The sequence below is a fragment of the Pseudomonas sp. Pseusp3 genome (assembly GCF_047304225.1).
Taxonomy (GTDB): Bacteria; Pseudomonadota; Gammaproteobacteria; order Pseudomonadales; family Pseudomonadaceae; genus Aquipseudomonas; species Aquipseudomonas fluorescens_CD.
In genome coordinates this window covers 1-16,363 of record NZ_JBGLYV010000063.1, presented here as the reverse complement: position 1 = coordinate 16,363, position 16,363 = coordinate 1, and the positions used below count along the sequence as shown (strand labels likewise).

At 59.2% G+C, this 16,363-nt stretch carries 14 protein-coding genes and 1 tRNA gene; 8 read left to right on the top strand and 7 right to left on the bottom strand.

Annotated features, from left to right (window positions below):
• Window positions 1-349 precede the first annotated feature (349 nt).
• From ACCD00_RS20450 to ACCD00_RS20425, 6 genes are all read left to right on the top strand, one after another.
• Entirely contained in the window at window positions 350-3,064 is a 2,715-nt protein-coding gene (locus tag ACCD00_RS20450; RefSeq protein ID WP_413427266.1) for a type VI secretion system Vgr family protein, read from the top strand.
• On the top strand, window positions 3,061-4,875 hold the full coding sequence (locus ACCD00_RS20445; protein ID WP_413427265.1) for a phospholipase D-like domain-containing protein: 1,815 nt from the start codon (window positions 3,061-3,063) through the stop codon (window positions 4,873-4,875). Before ACCD00_RS20450 ends, ACCD00_RS20445 begins: the two co-directional genes overlap by 4 nt.
• A complete protein-coding gene (locus ACCD00_RS20440) occupies window positions 4,875-6,161 on the top strand; it encodes a sel1 repeat family protein (protein WP_413427264.1) in 1,287 nt (428 codons plus the stop codon). The genes ACCD00_RS20445 and ACCD00_RS20440 overlap by 1 nt, the downstream gene beginning before the upstream one ends.
• Window positions 6,162-6,289: 128 nt before the next feature.
• On the top strand, window positions 6,290-7,345 hold the full coding sequence (locus ACCD00_RS20435; protein WP_413427263.1) for a hypothetical protein: 1,056 nt from the start codon (window positions 6,290-6,292) through the stop codon (window positions 7,343-7,345).
• Between the two features lie 133 nt (window positions 7,346-7,478).
• Window positions 7,479-7,688, top strand: coding sequence for a hypothetical protein (locus ACCD00_RS20430; RefSeq protein WP_413427262.1), 210 nt, complete (start codon window positions 7,479-7,481; stop codon window positions 7,686-7,688).
• A gap of 320 nt (window positions 7,689-8,008) precedes the next feature.
• The gene (locus tag ACCD00_RS20425) at window positions 8,009-8,608 is read left to right on the top strand and encodes a flavin reductase family protein (protein ID WP_413427261.1); all 600 of its coding nucleotides are present in this window, start codon (window positions 8,009-8,011) and stop codon (window positions 8,606-8,608) included.
• Between the two features lie 12 nt (window positions 8,609-8,620).
• Here the strand turns inward: ACCD00_RS20425 and ACCD00_RS20420 are convergent, their stop codons facing one another.
• On the bottom strand, window positions 8,621-8,989 hold the full coding sequence (locus ACCD00_RS20420) for a cupin domain-containing protein (protein ID WP_413427260.1): 369 nt from the start codon (window positions 8,987-8,989) through the stop codon (window positions 8,621-8,623).
• Window positions 8,990-9,065: 76 nt separating this feature from the next.
• Complete coding sequence (locus ACCD00_RS20415) at window positions 9,066-9,875, bottom strand: AraC family transcriptional regulator (protein ID WP_413427280.1); 810 nt, start codon at window positions 9,873-9,875, stop codon at window positions 9,066-9,068.
• Between the two features lie 167 nt (window positions 9,876-10,042).
• Between ACCD00_RS20415 and ddlA the strand changes: the two genes are divergently transcribed.
• Window positions 10,043-11,137 (top strand): D-alanine--D-alanine ligase, encoded by a 1,095-nt coding sequence (gene ddlA / locus ACCD00_RS20410; RefSeq protein WP_413427259.1) that lies wholly within the window; start codon window positions 10,043-10,045, stop codon window positions 11,135-11,137.
• Window positions 11,138-11,194: 57 nt separating this feature from the next.
• Here ddlA and ACCD00_RS20405 read toward each other — a convergent pair whose 3' ends face one another.
• From ACCD00_RS20405 to ggt, 3 genes are all read right to left on the bottom strand, one after another.
• Window positions 11,195-11,566 carry a helix-turn-helix domain-containing protein gene (locus ACCD00_RS20405; protein ID WP_413427258.1) on the bottom strand — a complete coding sequence of 124 codons (372 nt, stop codon included), beginning with the start codon at window positions 11,564-11,566 and terminating at the stop codon, window positions 11,195-11,197.
• A gap of 3 nt (window positions 11,567-11,569) precedes the next feature.
• Window positions 11,570-11,872, bottom strand: a complete 303-nt coding sequence (locus tag ACCD00_RS20400; protein WP_090457679.1) for a type II toxin-antitoxin system HigB family toxin — start codon at window positions 11,870-11,872, stop codon at window positions 11,570-11,572.
• Between the two features lie 175 nt (window positions 11,873-12,047).
• Window positions 12,048-13,880, bottom strand: coding sequence for a gamma-glutamyltransferase (gene ggt, locus ACCD00_RS20395; RefSeq protein ID WP_413427257.1), 1,833 nt, complete (start codon window positions 13,878-13,880; stop codon window positions 12,048-12,050).
• Between the two features lie 166 nt (window positions 13,881-14,046).
• On the opposite strand from ggt, the gene ACCD00_RS20390 reads away from it, so the two are divergent.
• The gene (locus tag ACCD00_RS20390) at window positions 14,047-15,156 is read left to right on the top strand and encodes a DUF2817 domain-containing protein (protein ID WP_413427256.1); all 1,110 of its coding nucleotides are present in this window, start codon (window positions 14,047-14,049) and stop codon (window positions 15,154-15,156) included.
• 99 nt (window positions 15,157-15,255) lie between these two features.
• Here the strand turns inward: ACCD00_RS20390 and ACCD00_RS20385 are convergent.
• Both ACCD00_RS20385 and ACCD00_RS20380 read right to left on the bottom strand, forming a co-directional pair.
• A tRNA-Met gene (locus tag ACCD00_RS20385) sits at window positions 15,256-15,332 on the bottom strand.
• Window positions 15,333-15,419: 87 nt separating this feature from the next.
• Window positions 15,420-16,363, bottom strand: a 944-nt coding sequence (locus ACCD00_RS20380; protein ID WP_413427255.1) for an amidase, incomplete at its 5' end; no start/stop codon positions are given.

Sequence of the window (16,363 nt, the reverse complement as noted above, 5' to 3'; positions counted from 1 at the left end):
CAATTCAAGTTACCGACCGATTCCGGACCGCACAAGCCGGCGGATTCTGGCGTACCTGTAGGCAACGACGCAAGGCGCTGTGGCTTTCGCGAAGTAACTTGACGGACTTTTAAACACGCAAAAACTGGCCCGCCAAATAGCTCCCGAGAGGGATCGAAAAACCCTCGACTCGCCCCCCTTCAAATACGCCGAAGAAATCCTACAGACCCGACACACCAGCATCCCGGACGCATCCTACGCGCATATCGGAAGCCTCCGATTTCAACCCTTATCAGCTTCCAGAAAGCTGTCGAGCGCTTGAACGGGGATGGAAATGAAACCTCCCCGAATGCCCCAGGGAGGTTCGTACTTGAACACCATTCTGCCCGTCTTCTTCGACCACAGCCGCCACAAACTCTGGGTCCGCGACCTCGACGCCCGCCTCGACGTCCTGGCCTTTGACGGCCAGGAACACCTGAGCCAGCCCTTCAGCTACCACATCGAATTCACCAGCACCGAGCAGGACCTCGCCGCCGAACAGCTGCTCGGCAAGGACGCGCGTTTCAGCCTGTACGCCGCCAACCAACCACCGGTCATCAAAGGCCTGCCCATCCCTGAAATCACACCGCTGCGCACCCTGCACGGCGTGATCACCGGTTTGCAGCGCCTGTCCGCCTCCGCCGACGAAGCGCGCTACGAAGTCACCCTGCAACCGCGTCTGGCTCTGCTCGGGCGGGGCCGCCAATACCGCATCTACCAGCATCAGTCGGTCCCGGAGATCGTCGAACACGTCCTGCGCAGCCGCCACCAGTTTGCGTATCAGGACTTCGTCTTCGACCTGTCGCGCGAATACCCCCGGCGCGAACAGGTCATGCAGTACGGTGAAAGCGACCTGGTCTTCATCAGCCGGCTGCTGGCCGAGGTCGGCATCTGGTACTGCATCGCCAGCGACCAACGGCTGAACATCGACGTGGTGAATTTCTGCGACGACCAGCGCGGCTACCAGTTCGACGTCGAGTTACCGTACCGCCCACCGGCCGAGCTGGCCAGTGGCGAGGACGGCGTGTGGGCCCTGCAGACCCGCCACAAGGTGGTGGAAAAACACGTCAGCATCCGCGCCTACCAGCACCGCGACGCCTACGCCCACCTCGACGCCGACGTCGACCAGACCCGCGGCGCCACGACCACCTACGGCGAGGCCTATCACTACGCCGAGCCCTACACCCGGCTCGGCGACCGCTACCAGTTCTATCACGAGCTGCCCGCGGACAGCGGCTACTTTTACGCCCGCCTGGCCCACGAGCGCTACCTCAACCGGCAGACCCTCCTGAGCGGCACCAGCAGCAGCGCCACCCTGGCGCCGGGCCAGGTGCTGAGCATCAGCGGCGGCGCGCCCCGGGCCTTCAGCCCGCGCTGCACGATCATTGGCCTCACAACGAGCGCCGCCCGCGATACCAGCTTCGAAGCGAAGTTCGAGGCCATGCCGTATTCGGAATACCTGTGCTTCCGCCCAGAGATCCTGGCCAAACCGCAAATCGCCGGCACCGTCCCGGCCCGGGTCACCAGCGGCCAAGCCCGCGACCGATACGCCGAGATCGACATGCAAGGCCGCTACAAGGTCAACTTCCTGTTCGACCGCGACAGTTGGAAACTCGGCCAGGAAAGCCTGTGGCTGCGCCTCGCCCGACCCTACGCCGGCGACACCCACGGTCTGCACCTGCCGCTGATCTGCGGCACCGAAGTGGCCATCGCCTTCGAACAGGGCGACCCCGACCGCCCGTACATCGCCCACGCCCTGCACGACAGCGAACACCCGGACCACGTGACCCTGCGCAAGCGCGACTACACCCGCAACGTGCTGCGCACCCCGGCCAACAACAAGCTGCGCATGGAAGACGAGCGGGGGCAGGAGCACGTCAAACTCAGCACCGAGTACGGCGGCAAGAGCCAGCTCAACCTGGGGCATCTGGTGAATGCCGAGAAGCAGAAGCGCGGGGAAGGCTTTGAGCTGCGCACGGATGATTGGGGGGCGCTACGCGCGGGTAAGGGCCTGTTCATCAGTGCGGATAGTCAGGCCAAGGCGCAAGGCCAAGTGCTGGACATGAGCGCCGCCGTGGACCGCCTGCAACAGGCCGGCGAACAACTGCAAAAGCTCTCGGTCGACGCCCAGGCCGCCAGCGCCGAGCCGGCGGATGTAGCGGCACAACTGCAACTGCTGCGCAAAGATCTGGAAGCGTTGAAGTCTTCAGTCCTGCTGCTCAGCGCCCCGCAGGGCATCGCCCTGACCAGCGGCCAGCATCTGCAACTGGCGGCGCAGCACAACCTGATGCTCAACGCCGGCGGCGAAGCCGACATCAGCGTGGTCAAGCGCTTGTTCATCGGCGTCGGCCAGGGCCTGAGCCTGTTCGTGCGCAAGCTGGGGATCAAGCTGATTGCCAATCAGGGGCCGGTGCAGATTCAGGCGCAGAACGACAAATTGGAATTGTTCGCCCGCCATGGCCTGGACATCACCAGCACCGAGGATGAAATCCGCATCACGGCGAAGAAGAAAATCACTCTGAATGGCGGGGGCAGCTACTTCACCCTGGAGCAGGGCGGTATCGAATCGGGAACGATGGGCGACCACAAGGTCAAGGCCGCGCACTTCGAATACAGCGGCCCGGCCAGCATGACCGCCACCCATCCGGACTACCCGGTAAGCCTGTCCAAACAAACGCTGCGATTCAGCGTATCGCAAGCCCCCAATGCCACCCGCCAAGCCTGGGCGGGCATGCCGTACACGCTCTACGCCGACGGTGCCGAACTCAAACGAGGCGTATTGGACAAGACTGGGCAGCTGCTGATCGATCATCAGGTTGTTACGCGGGGCTACCGGTTGGTCATGGCCAACGGCGTGACCCACCACATACCGGTGCCCACCGAATACCGCAATGCCGAGCAGGCGCATCTGGCCAACCGTGGTTTGCACAACCACAACGCGAAGCCCGATTCGGAGATGAGCCAACCCACCTCACACACCGATCACCGCGCGTTGTACGACGCGGTGCTGCACGGAATCAGCGATCAGGAAGGGAAAACACCATGAGCCAGTACGAGATCGTCTCACCGCTCGCACTCCAACATACCCAGGAGGTGACCTGTACCCCGCCCTGGTACGTGCAGGACACCGAGTACCTGCCTGCCATGGCGACCTATGAACCGTTGATCAACGGTGAAGAAGCGTTCAGGGCGGTTCACGAGGCTATTTTCAACGCCAAGGAAACGGTCGACATCATATGCTGGGGTTTCCAGCCATCGATGTATTTCATCCGCGATGGCAAGGCGTCGTGCATCGGCGAGTTACTGAAGGCCAAGGCCAAAAAAGGCATCAAGGTCCGGATACTGGGGTGGGAGGCGCCTTTCAATGCGGCAGGCATGGCGGGTGAAGCCAACTTGCCAGGCAAAGGCATGTTCCGCGTCAATGATCGGGCCTTGCAGAGTTCCACCCAGGCGCAATACGACTATGACCGCCAGTGGTTTGCCGAGTGCGCGGTCTCGAACGATAAAGCGGCCCAGCATGGCGCGCAGGGGTTGCCGGTGTTTGTCAGTCGCGGTTTCGACCTGACTGAGCGGGCGGAAATCGAACATCAAGTGCGGCGCGCGCGTCTTGACCCGCAGGCCAGTAGCGCTACGCGCTTTACCCTGGCAGCGACCGCGACGCACCATCAAAAAACCGTGCTGGTCGACTTTGAATTGCCGGACCGCGCCGTCGGTTTCGTCATGGGCCACAACATGCTCGACGAGTACTGGGACACCGACGACCATTCCGCGCTGAACCGGTCCGAGGAGCGTAAGCCACCACCCAACAGAGGCCCGCGTGGCAAGACCCCGCGCCAGGACATTTCCAGCCGCGTTAGCGGGCCGATTCTGGAAGCCCTGCACAACAACTTCGCCAAGGCCTGGCGCAAGGAAACCGGCGAAAACCTGATTGCCTCGCGCCAGTCCATGCAGACCGGTCCGCAACTGCAATGCACCCCGGATACTACCCGGCAAATCGCGCAGATCGTGCGCACCCAGGCCCAGGAGGGGAAGCGCGACATCGAGCGGGCGTATCTGCAAGCCGTCAACAACGCGACCCAGTTCATCTATATCGAGAACCAGTATTTTCGCTGGCCGCCATTGGCCGAGCTGATCAAGGCTGTTGCCGCCGGCCAGACTCGCGCGGGACGCGACCCAGGCATCTACGGCAACTTGCACCTGTTCGTGATCACCAATGCCGGCGACGACAGTGTAAAACCCGGCGCGCTCAATACTCAGCGCGTGCTCCAGAGCTTGGGACGGGGCGAACTCATTCCCCAGGTCACCAAACTGCAGCGCATTGAAGAAGTGAAACAAAACGCCCCGCCCCGGCCGACCTTCGAGCCTCGTGACCGGGTCGGCCAGCGGGAGCTTGACGACTGGGAGTACCAGTTGGATCGGCAAATCCGCGTAATCAAGGAAAGCACGGTCAAGGCAGAAGGCCGTACGGGCCTGAAGGTGCACCTGTGCTCACTGGTCGCTCCCGACTCAACGCCCGGTAACTGGATGCCGGTGTACGTCCATTCCAAGCTGATGATTGTCGATGATGTGTTCACCACTCAGGGCTCGGCCAACATCAACACCCGCAGCATGCAGGTGGATAGCGAGCTGAACATTATTCATGAATGGGCGAGTGTGACGAAGGCATTACGGCGCAGATTGTGGGATCTGCATACGGGTGGGATGGGGGCGCAGGATGATCCGGCGAAGGCGTTCGACGAATGGCAGAAGATCATCGAGAAAAACAAAAAGCTCCAGGACGACAAATACGGTGGAGTGCCCTACGCCCCGCTCGTCGAGTTCTATTACGACACCGCCACGCTGAGGAACATCGACTGATGCATCGAATTTTCCTGCTGTCTTTCCTGCTCCTGACGGCCTGCGACAGCCGCAGCACCTTTACCTATATGAAGAAGGACCCTCATGTGAAATCACTGAACGAGATCAAGGCTGATCTGGCCTTCACCTGCAAGCACGAGCAGATTCCCGCACCCTCCGCCGAAGCCGATGTGCTGTTCCAGTACGCCCGCTGGCTACAGAAAAACAATCAACTCAAAGAGGATAAAAGCGTCGATGCCGAGATCGAACGGCTGTACCGCATCGCTGCCGAAAATGGTCATTACAAGGCCAACATCAATCTGCAGAACGGTGCCATGCGTGGGCATTTCCAACTGCGTGGCGATGAGCATTTGCGCTTGAGCGAGAGACTGATCAGCGAAGGAGTGGCGACGGGTTATTACTTTATCGGGATCTTTCTGCAGCAGGGTTCGGCGGGGCTTAAGGAAGACCCGGAAATGGCCTTACGTTATTACCGCAAGGCGGCCGATATGGGCAGTGCCCAAGCCCAGGCCTATGTGGGCGACAAGCTGTCGCCAAGCAACATGGCTCCCGACATTGCTCGTCAGATGCGTCGCTGCGCTGCCGAGCAGGGCCACGGTAAAGCAGCTTCCATGCTATCGATCTATCTTATGGACGAAGAGAAATACACGGATGCAATGGAAGTTTTACAGATGGGCGTTGCTGCTGGTAACAGCACCTCTGCTTCTCGATTAGCAGAAGGCTTTCGCAATCCCCCCCCTTCCGATGAACTTAATTACCTCGGCCAACAAGAAGACCTCGAACGCGCCGAGCGCTACGGAAAAATCTGGCGAATCCTCGCCAACTATTCCTATGCCAACCCCGTTGTCCCCGAAATCAACGAAATCCTCCCATTACCCCCCGCCCAGTTGCCCGCCTGGGACGGCAAACTCCAATGGCTCGAAGCACGCCTGGCCAACATCCCGCCAGAAAACCCCGGCACCGCAATAATCAACCAACTGGCCAAGGCCATGGTGCTCGATCCTGCCACGGGCAAACCCATGCCGGGCTCTCCCTCGTTCAGCGAAAACCACTTTCTGGAACCGACTTGTGGCAGCGGCAAAGCCTGCCCGGAAAGCGGCTACTGGAAAATCAGGTGGGACGGCCACGGGCGTTATTACTTGGCGCAAGCGAATACCGCTCGCTACTTCAAACAAGGCGAGATCATGCCGAAGGCCAAAGTCGAGTTCGATCGCGAGCGTATGTGGCCACTGTCCGTAAAGGTCGTAAAGACTCAGCGGGGTGTGACATGGGGGTTGCTCGGATGATGCGTTGCGCTCTGATGTCGCGAGAAAACTGGCGAAGTACTCAAAAGTCCGAATTTTTGCATTAAATCAGAATGTCGTTCGAATCATCACAGCTACATATTTATTAATTTTATGAAAAAGGAAAATTCGTGCGAACACTCACAACGGTTCTACTTCTGATTTTCGCTGGCTTGGTTTCGGCACAACCATTAAACAAAAGTCTGGAGGAATTCAATAGTTCGCCCGCATGGGAAAACAGTTCGGGTGAAACCAGCGACAATCCAAGTTTGACAAGGCCGTTTCAGGGAAAAAACTTCATCTGTCGTGATGAAGAAACTTTCACGCCTACAGAAAAAGCCGCGGCATCCGACACCTTCAGTAAATTCGTTGAGTATGTTTCTCGCGCCGATCAAATTGAAAACTTTTTTATAGACCCTGCTCACAGAAAGAAGCGTGAAGACTTGTTAGAGACGGCGATTAAATCTGGGAGCTGGAAAGCAAAATACTTCGATAGCGTATGGTCATATCGACATACAAAAGCCGGTGATTCGAAGAAACAAGCCTTTGCCCGCCTCGTCGAACTCGGCGGACAAGGGATTCCCATCGCAGCTTACAAGATAGGAACTTATTTCGGGAGGCAGGACGACGGCATGTATTATTGGCTTGATGCCGCAATCGACCGAGGAAGCGTCGACGCGATGACAGCGGTAGGATCAACGATAGTAGTACAGTCGAAGGCGCTACGGCCCATCGGCAAGTTGATGCTTGAGTGTGCAGTGAGTAAAAATCATGCAAATGCTTATAAATCACTTGGCATCCTGGCGGATATGGAGGGTCGGCGGTTGGATGCTTATCGACTATGGATAAAAGGAGTCAACGAAGGCTGTGAACCATGCCTGATGCATGTGGAGAGCATAGCCAGGACGCTTAATTCCAGTTCCAGTGACCTCACAGTGAGCAAAGCCAGTAACAACCCATCACTGCGCCCGATAGAGGAAGATTTAATGTCAAGAAACACAACGCCTGAACTTGAGCTGATTAAGAGGTTTTATGGAAATAACTGGAGCTATGAAATAAGTGAGCTTCCGGATTTCGCCCGCCGCCTTCCTAAACAAATGGAGTTTCGTCCCAGTGACGCTACACTATTACTCACGCTTGAATTGGAACGCCGTCAGCGCGCTGAACAAAAGAAGCATAGCTATTAGCTTTTACGTGCGGAAGTGATTACTGGATGAATATCTGGTTAGAGTCTGCGCACAGATTTAATTTCGATAATTTTCCAGTGTTATTTGTTACAGTGCGAATTCTGGCAACGTGGTGGAGAAAATTGAAGGAGGCATGAAAATCACTCGCCCGGACGGGGCAACGATAATCATGAATGACGGTGGTGTGTCCATCGAAAATCTTATCCCCAAATCGGTAGGTATCCGGGATTTGTCCCATATTGAATCATTTACAGTGCGAATCGAGGATCAGGTGCGTATTTATCGCATGGATTTTTTTGGCGGCGGTCATGTCGAGGTGCGTATTCACAAGATGGTCAAGTGATGGGAGTCACTGGTCAAAACATTGAGCAAACAATCACCAATGACGACGCAATTATCGTTAGCCGAGGTGATTCGGCCAGTGGTCCAGTGCATTGAATCGCGAAAACTCCGGTTGTCAGCGTGCTTGACTGAAGGCTTTCCTTTGGTACTGAACGAAAGCAACGACATGCAGCGAATGAAGAACTGGAAGCGTTCGACGCATTCACGTTGAGAGTTACGGTTGGCGATGGGCGTTCATCCTGTAGGAGCTGCCGCAGGCTGTGATCTTTTCATTTGGGATGCCGCTACAATCGGCTCATTTCCCCCCAGGAGCAGACTTCCATGAGCATTTCCCACCGCCGTCCGGTTCCCTTGTCCAAGGCTTATCGTCTGCTCAATCATGGCCCGACCGTGCTGGTCAGCGCAGCCCACGGTGGCCAGCGCAATATCATGGCGGCAGCCTGGGCCATGCCGCTGGATTTCGAGCCGCCGAAAATTGCCGTGGTGCTGGACAAGTCCACCTGGACTCGCCAGTTGCTGGAAGCCTCGGGCGCTTTTGTGCTGAACGTTCCTTGCGCTGCCCAGGCCGACATTGTGCAGACCGTCGGTTCGACCTCCGGCCTGGAATTGACCCAGGGTCAGGGGCGCGACAAGTTTGAAACCTACGACTTGCAGACGTTCGCCGGCCAGGCGGTTGATGCGCCGATGCTCGAAGGTTGCGTGGCCTGGCTGGAATGTCGCCTGTTGCCGGAGCCGAACAATCACCAGCAGTACGACCTGTTCCTGGCCGAAGTGATTGCCGCCCAGGCCGACGAACGCGTGTTCAGCGAAGGCCGCTGGCATTTCGAAGGGCAGGACGCCTTGCGCACCTTGCACCACGTGGCGGGCGGGCACTTCTTGACCATTGGTGACCCGGTGGACGGCAAGAGCTTGCAGGCGTGAGGCAGGCAGCGCTCAAATCCAGACATCATTCTCGGCCGTGCGCTCGCCACCTTCGCGGCCGGTATTGAGCACGCCCTTGGGTTCGATCAGCAGGAGTTTTACCTCCTGCCCGGCGCTGGGTTTGTGCTCGACGCCTTTGGGCACCACATACATTTCCCCGGCGTTCACCAGCACATGGCCGTCACGAAAGTCGATGCGTAACTGGCCTTGCAGAACGATGAAGGTTTCGTCGGTATCGAGGTGGTCGTGCCAGATGAAATCCCCCAGCAGTTTCACCACCTTGAACTGGTAGTCGTTCATTTCGGCGATGACCCGGGGCGACCAGTGCGTATCGATCCGGGCGAGTTTTTCAGCGAAGTTCAGGCTTTCATATGTGTTCATGGAACAGCTCTCGCGGTTGTATGTGAACCCACGATAGCCAGCCACCCGGCGCGATTCTTGAACGATTGTGCGTGGCTCAGCGCCGCTGCAGGCTCAGCCAGCGGGCCGGTGGCAAGCCGTAGGTTTTGCTGAATTGCCGAGTCATGTGGCTCTGATCGGTGAAGCCGGCGATCAGCGCGGCGCTGACCAGTGTCTGTCCCTGAGTCAGCAGCGCGCGAACCATGTCCAGGCGTCGCATGGTCAGGTAGCGATAGGGACTGGTACCGAACAACAGGCGAAAATCCCGGGACAGGCTCCAGCGATCCCGACCACTGTGTTGCGCCAGCTCATCGAGTGTCACGGTGCGATCGAGGGCGCTGTGGATGTATTCCCGCGCGCGTTGCGCGGCCACGTAATCGAAACCCGAGCGTTTGGTTGGCACGCCGGAAACGCTGCTCAAGGCTTGCGCCAGATCGAACAGCGCATCCTGTTCTTCCAGTGGGTCGAGCGGGCAATCAAGGCTACGCAGCAAGGCTCCCGTGGCGGCAAACAGGCGGGGGTCGTTCGACAGTCCGGTCTTGATGAACGGCAGCGGTTGGCCGCCGAGCATCTGCTGGATCAGCGCCGGTTCGATGTACATCATCCGGTACTGGAAACCGGACTCGGTGCCAGCCTCGCCATCGTGAGCTTCGTCCGGGTGCAGCACGATCGTTGCGCCAGGCTGGCTGTGCCGCCAGCCACCGCGATACTGAAAACTCTGCACCCCGGCCAGGGTGTGGCCGATGGCATAGGTATCGTGGCGGTGAAGATCGTAGCCATGGCCGGCAAAAAACGCCTCGAAACGCTGTAGCCCACCGACATCGGGCGCGCGATGGAACCAGTCAGTGCGAGGCGGGTACTTGGCCATGGTGATGATTGTCTTGAGCTCGATGCGCAGCACGGTAACCCAGTCAGCGACTCGCTGTCTTCTGATCGCAAGGCGACAGGTACGCTAGAAAACCAAGGGCAAATACTGCACTGTGTGACGCATTCTCTGCAGGTCGTTTTTTCTTTTTGTCAGGATGAGGCCAGGTCATGAGCAAGTTGCGCGTGGGGATCATTTTCGGGGGCCGTTCGGCTGAGCATGAGGTGTCGCTGCAATCGGCGAAAAACATCGTCGATGCGCTGGATCGTTCGCGCTTCGAGCCGGTGCTGATCGGCATCGACAAACAGGGCCACTGGCACCTCAACGATCCTTCGAATTTTTTGCTGAATCAGGAAAACCCGGCGCTGATCGCCCTCAACCAGTCCAACCGCGAACTGGCCGTGGTGCCGGGTAAGGCCAGCCAGCAACTGGTGGAAACTTCCAGCCAGGAAATGCTCGGCCACGTCGATGTGATCTTCCCGATTGTCCACGGCACCCTCGGTGAAGATGGTTGCCTGCAAGGCTTGCTGCGCATGGCCGATTTGCCGTTTGTCGGCTCCGATGTACTCGGCTCGGCCGTGTGCATGGACAAGGACGTCAGCAAGCGCCTGCTGCGCGATGCCGGCCTGGCCGTGACGCCGTTCGTGACATTGACCCGCGCCACGGCGGCCCGCACCGGATTTGCCGAGGTGCAGGGCAAGCTGGGCTTGCCGCTGTTCGTCAAACCGGCGAACCAGGGCTCCTCCGTGGGCGTGAGCAAGGTCACCGACGAGGTCGAATACACCGCTGCGGTGGAACTGGCGTTAAGTTTCGATACCAAGGTGTTGATCGAATCTGCCGTCAGCGGCCGCGAGATCGAATGCGCGGTGCTCGGCAATGAAGAGGCCATCGCCAGTGGCTGTGGCGAGATCGTGGTGCATAGCGGGTTCTATTCCTACGACAGCAAATACATCGACGACAAGGCGGCTGAAGTGGTGGTGCCGGCCAATATCAGCGTCGAGGCCAGCGAACGCATTCGCGCCCTGGCCGTCGAAGCGTTCCAGGTACTGGGCTGTTCCGGCCTGGCCCGCGTCGATGTGTTCCTGACCGACAGCGGCGAAGTGCTGATCAACGAAATCAACTCGCTGCCCGGCTTCACCCGCATCAGCATGTATCCGAAACTGTGGCAGGCCACCGGCATGACCTACAGCGAACTGGTGACGCGACTGATCGAGCTGGCGCTGGAGAAGCACCACGTTCGGCAGGGGTTGAAGATCAGTCGGTAAGTGGAGTTCTGCATCGCCCGTATTATCGGTGGGTATGCTTGCAAGAGCCGACCCTGATCAAGCGTGCTTGACCGGTTTGATCAGGCTCTGGGCGGGTATCCCGAACAGCTCGTGCAGTTTCCAGATCATCGGAAGCGTCAACGCTCGCTTGCCATTGAGTACTTCATAAACACGATTTGTGCGGCCGATGGCGGGTGCAAGATCGGCGGCGGACAACCCGGACTGCTCCATCCGGAACTTGATCGCATCGATAGGGTTGGGTAAGTCGACGGGGAAGTGCTTCGACTCATACGACTCGATCAGCGTAATCATGATGTCAAAGTAATCTCCCTCGGGAGTGCCAATTTCAGGTTCATTCTCAAACAGTGCAGACACGCTCTTGAGAGCGGCGCGGTAATCCTCGTCGGTGTGAATCGGGTGAATGTTCATGGGTTACTCCATTTCGACGTTATCAGCGTCGACCGTGTCGTACTGCTTGTGAGTGCCGACAAATTTTATGTACACGGCGCCAAAGCGATAAGCCACGGCGACTATCAGCCTGAAGTCGTTACCCTTGATGTTGAACACGACTCTGCGGCTTTTGAGAATACTGGCTGTAGCGAAGTGCAGCTTTATGTCGGCAGGTGTTTTCCAGGCTGCATTTCTTACCTCGTCAATCCAGGCCAGCAAGGGTTGTTCTGCGCTCGGGTATCTCTCCCAAAATTGCTTCAACTGATTGATGGCGATGATTCTCATGGCATGATCCTAGTCCCATTGTGGGACTGATGCAAGTCTGTGGAGGCGTGGAAACTCTAACCAGGACGCAATTATTTGCGGGTAGGAAAAAGCAGCGGGAGAGAGGCGACCTGGACTCTTTACCTATAAAAAGGGCCTACCCACCGGTAAGCCCTTTCTCACACCTGTGTACGACTCAATCCCCCAACGCTTGTCCCTCACGCCGCGGATCGGCACCTCCGGTCAGCGATGCTTTCCCCTGGGCGTCCTTGACCCGAACAATCGCCTGGGTGCCGCTGGTCATGTCGATTTCGCTCACACTATGCCCTTTGTCTTTCAGCGCCTGAATCAGCGCGGGGCTGAATTGTCCCTGTTCCAGCTCGGTGGGGCCGTTGCGGCTGCCGAAGTTGGGCAGGTTGATGGCGGCTTGTGCATCGAGGTTCCAGTCGAGCAGGCCGATGGTGGATTTGGCGACGTATTCGATGATTTGCGAGCCGCCGGGGGAGCCGACAGTGGCGAGGAATTCGCCGCTCTGGCGATCGAAGATCAGGGTCGGGGCCATGGATGAGCGCGGGCGTTTGCCGGGTTCGACGCGGTTGGCGACTTTCTGCCCGTTCTCCTCGGGAATGAACGAGAAGTCGGTCATCTCGTTATTGAGCATGAACCCCTGAACCATGATGTGGGAGCCGAACGCCGACTCAATGGTGGTGGTCATCGACACGGCGCCGCCTGCGTCATCGACGGCCACCACTTGCGAGGTGGAAATCCGCAGCGGCGAACGGTCCGGCGCGTAGGCCACCTGAATGCCCGGTGGGGTGCCGGGTTTGGCTGTGCCCATGCTGCGTTCGCCAATCAGGGCGGCACGGCTGGCGAGGTAGGCCGGGTCCACCAGGCCCTTGACCGGCACGGGTACGAAGTCGGTATCGGCTACGTACTGTGCGCGGTCGGCGTAGGCCAGGCGTTCGGCTTCCGAGATCAGGTGCACGGCTTGCGGGGCGGGTTCGATGCCGGCCGGGGCCGTGGTCTTGACCGGTTTCAGCGGTGCCAGCGCCAGGTGCTTGTCGCGAGCCTCCAGGGCTTGCAGTGTGCCGAGAATCTGCGCCACGGCGATCCCGCCCGACGACGGCGGCGGCATGCCGCAGACTTGCCAGCGCTTGTAGTCAGTACACAGTGGAGCGCGTTCCTTGGCCTGGTAGTGGGCGAGGTCGTTCAGGGACAGGCTGCCGGGATTGGCGTGACCTTGAACTTTGGTCGCGATTTCCTCGGCGACCGGGCCTTTGTACAGGGCATCGGGACCTTCATGGGCGATGCGTTTGAACACGGCGGCCAGCGGCGGGTTCTTCAGGTTTGTGCCGACGGCTTTCGGGCTGCCATCGGCATTGCGCAAGTAAGCCATCATTTCCGCTGAGCGCGACATGGACGAATCTGCGGCGATCAACTGGTGCAGGCGTGGCGAAATGGCGAAGCCTTGCTCGGCGAGCTGGATGGCCGGTTCAAACAGCTGCGCCCAGGGCAGGCGCCCATGCTTTTGATGGGCCAGTTCGAGGGCGCGCAGTACGCCCGGCGTGCCCACCGAGCGACCGCCGATCTGTGCCTGGGTAAACCCCATCGGTTGTCCGTTGGCCTGCAGGAAAAGCTTCTCGGTGGCGCCGGCCGGGGCGGTTTCACGGCCGTCGTAGGTGCGCACGGCCTTGCCATCCCAGAGTACGATCAATGCGCCGCCTCCGATGCCCGAAGACTGCGGCTCGACCAGCGTCAACACGGCTTGCATCGCAATCGAGGCATCGATGGCCGAGCCGCCCCGGCGCAGCATCTCCCGCCCGGCTTCGGCCGCCAGCGGGTTGGCCGCCGCTGCCATGTATTTTTCGGCGTGTTGGGTGCGCAGGTCGGTGCGGAACCCGGAAGCGCTTTCCGGAGCGAGCGGTAATGTTGGCACCGAAGCGTTGTGGCATGCGGCCAGGGTCAAGGCACTGGCGAGCAGAACCAGGGCTGGCAGGCGATAGCGGCGCAAGGGGAAGGCTGAAAACACGTGGGGCACTCCGTCCGTTGGATCTACGATCAGTGGACTGTATCGGCCGACCGGAAGGGACGCAAACCAGGTCCCGTGGCATTGACGTTTTTGTCCTTCATCAATGGCAGGATTTTCTGTAGGGTCTTTGCCAACAGGCAGGCCAGAAAATCAACAAGAGGCAGACATGCAAACCGAATTCCCCACCCAGCCCGGCTATCGCACCCAGCGTGAACAGTTCCTGGCCGCCGCGACTACCGCAGGCGCAACGCTGACTGAATATCCACACCCGCTCAAAGGCCCGTTCGGCGAATCGTTGAGTACCGATGTGGCGGTACTCGGTGATCCGGGCGCCAGGCGCTTGTTGATTGCGTTGAGCGGCACCCACGGGGTTGAAGGTTTCTACGGCTCGGGGTGCCAGATCAAATGGCTGCAGGAGTTGGGCAGGCGTTCCCTGCCAGCGGATGTCGCCGTGGTCATGATCCATGCCATCAACCCTTGGGGCATGGCGTGGTTGCGCCGGGTCAACGAAGACAACATCGACCTGAACCGCAATCACCTGAACTTCCAGCGCCCGCTGCCAGACAACCAGGCGTACAACGCCCTGCATGAAATCTATGCCTGTCCGCAGTTGCACGGCCCGGAGCGTGATCGTGCCGATGCCTTGCTCGACAAGCAGATTCGCCTGCATGGCTGGCCGGCGTTGATGTCGATTGTCGAGGGCGGTCAGCATGCTCATCCCGATGGCCTGTTTTACGGCGGGCTGGCGCCGAGCTGGTCGAACCGCACGCTGCACCAAATCGTGCAAAAGCACGTGAGCCATGCCGAGGTCGCCATGTGTTTCGACTTGCACACCGGCGCGGGCGAGTACGGTCATCCGATGTTGCTGACCATCACCGAGTCCGCCTATCCGGCGCTGGCGGATGCGCAGGCGATTTACGGCCCATGGCTCTACAGCCTGCAAACCGGCGCCGAGACTGTCAGCGAAACCGGCGTGGCCGCGACGGCCACCGGCTATACCTCACAGGCGTTGATCGATGCACTGCCGCAGGTACGGCTGATGCCTTTCGTCATCGAGTGCGGGACCTATCCCGGGCCGGACGTTCACCGGCATCTGCGTGATGACCACTGGCTGCATTTGCATGGCAACCCAAGTGACGCAACGGGACGCGGGATCAAGTTGAATCTGCTGGAGCAGTTCTATCCGGCGGATAGCGATTGGCAGGCGATGGTCTGGTTGCGCACGTGGCAGATCTGGGAGCGGGCGTTGTCTGCATTGTCGACCATTGGCGTCTGATCGATGCGCGCATGCGGTTGAGGATTTCCTGCAACCGCAGCGTGTTTTTTTCAAGGCATAAAAAAACGGCTTACCTTGCGGTAAGCCGTTTTTAGTACTTGGTGGCTACACAGGGACTTGAACCCCGGACCCCAGCATTATGAATGCTATGCTCTAACCAACTGAGCTATGTAGCCAAGTGGCGCGCATTATTCACCGGTAACGGGGATGCGTCAAGCACAAATCTAAAATATTTCTCTGCGCTTTCAACCGTTTATCAAAATCTATCCTCTGAGCAGGGGTGAAGGGCAGCGCTGGAACCAGCGGCTGGCCTGTTCGTACGCGTGCGCCAGTTGCAGGACAGCGAAGTCGGCCTGGTGTCTGCCGATGATTTGCAGGCCCATGGGCAGGCCGCTGGCGTTGAAGCCGACCTGTACGTTAGCCACCGGGCAGCCGGACAAGGTGCCGGGGATCACCACCTCCATCCAACGGTGATAGGTGTCCATGCTCACGCCTTCGATGGAGGCGGGCCACGGTTGGGTTTTATCGAACGGGAATACCTGGGCGCTCGGCAGCAGCAGGTAGTCGTATTTTTCGAACAGCCTGGAGATCGCCCGATACCAGTCGCTGCGCATCACCGACGCGGCAAACACGTCAGTGGCCGAAAGTTTCAGGCCGTTTTCCACTTCCCAGCAGGCTTCCGGTTTCAGCAGTGCACGCTTTTGCGGGTCGGCATAGGTCGCGCCCAACGAGCCGGCGACCATCCAGTGGCGCAATGTCCGCCAACTGCTCCACAGCTTCTCTGGCGCGAATTCCGGCTGTACGGGCTCGATATGGCAACCCAGGCTTTCGAAATCGGCAAAGGCCGTTTCGCACAGCGAGAGGATGCCTTTTTCCATCGGCAGGTAGCCGTTGAAGTCGCCGAGCCAGCCCAGGCGAGTGCCTTTGAAGTCCCGCTCCAGCGGTGCCGCAAAGGCGTTTCCGGTCTCGGCAATCGACAGCGGCGCCCGCGCATCGGCCCCGGCCTGCACCGACAGCAGCAACGCCGCATCGCGCACGCTGCGAGCCATGGGGCCTTCGTAGCCGAGTTGGTCGATAAACAGGTCGGCACTGTCATCGAAGGGCACGCGGCCCTGGGACGGACGGAAGCCGAAGATGTTGTTGAACGCGGCCGGGTTGCGCAGCGAGCCCATCATGTCGCTGCCATCGGCCACCGGCACCAGGTGCA

What these genes read in the sequence shown, in the direction of transcription:
- ACCD00_RS20445 (WP_413427265.1), top strand. Translation starts at nt 3,061, where the DNA reads ATGAGCCAGTACGAGATCGTCTCACCGCTCGCACTCCAACATACCCAG.
- ACCD00_RS20440 (WP_413427264.1), top strand. Translation starts at nt 4,875, where the DNA reads ATGCATCGAATTTTCCTGCTGTCTTTCCTGCTCCTGACGGCCTGCGAC.
- ACCD00_RS20430 (WP_413427262.1), top strand. Translation starts at nt 7,479, where the DNA reads ATGAAAATCACTCGCCCGGACGGGGCAACGATAATCATGAATGACGGT.
- ACCD00_RS20425 (WP_413427261.1), top strand. Translation starts at nt 8,009, where the DNA reads ATGAGCATTTCCCACCGCCGTCCGGTTCCCTTGTCCAAGGCTTATCGT.
- ACCD00_RS20420 (WP_413427260.1), bottom strand. Translation starts at nt 8,989, where the DNA reads ATGAACACATATGAAAGCCTGAACTTCGCTGAAAAACTCGCCCGGATC.
- ACCD00_RS20415 (WP_413427280.1), bottom strand. Translation starts at nt 9,875, where the DNA reads ATGGCCAAGTACCCGCCTCGCACTGACTGGTTCCATCGCGCGCCCGAT.
- ddlA (WP_413427259.1), top strand. Translation starts at nt 10,043, where the DNA reads ATGAGCAAGTTGCGCGTGGGGATCATTTTCGGGGGCCGTTCGGCTGAG.
- ACCD00_RS20405 (WP_413427258.1), bottom strand. Translation starts at nt 11,566, where the DNA reads ATGAACATTCACCCGATTCACACCGACGAGGATTACCGCGCCGCTCTC.
- ACCD00_RS20400 (WP_090457679.1), bottom strand. Translation starts at nt 11,872, where the DNA reads ATGAGAATCATCGCCATCAATCAGTTGAAGCAATTTTGGGAGAGATAC.
- ACCD00_RS20390 (WP_413427256.1), top strand. Translation starts at nt 14,047, where the DNA reads ATGCAAACCGAATTCCCCACCCAGCCCGGCTATCGCACCCAGCGTGAA.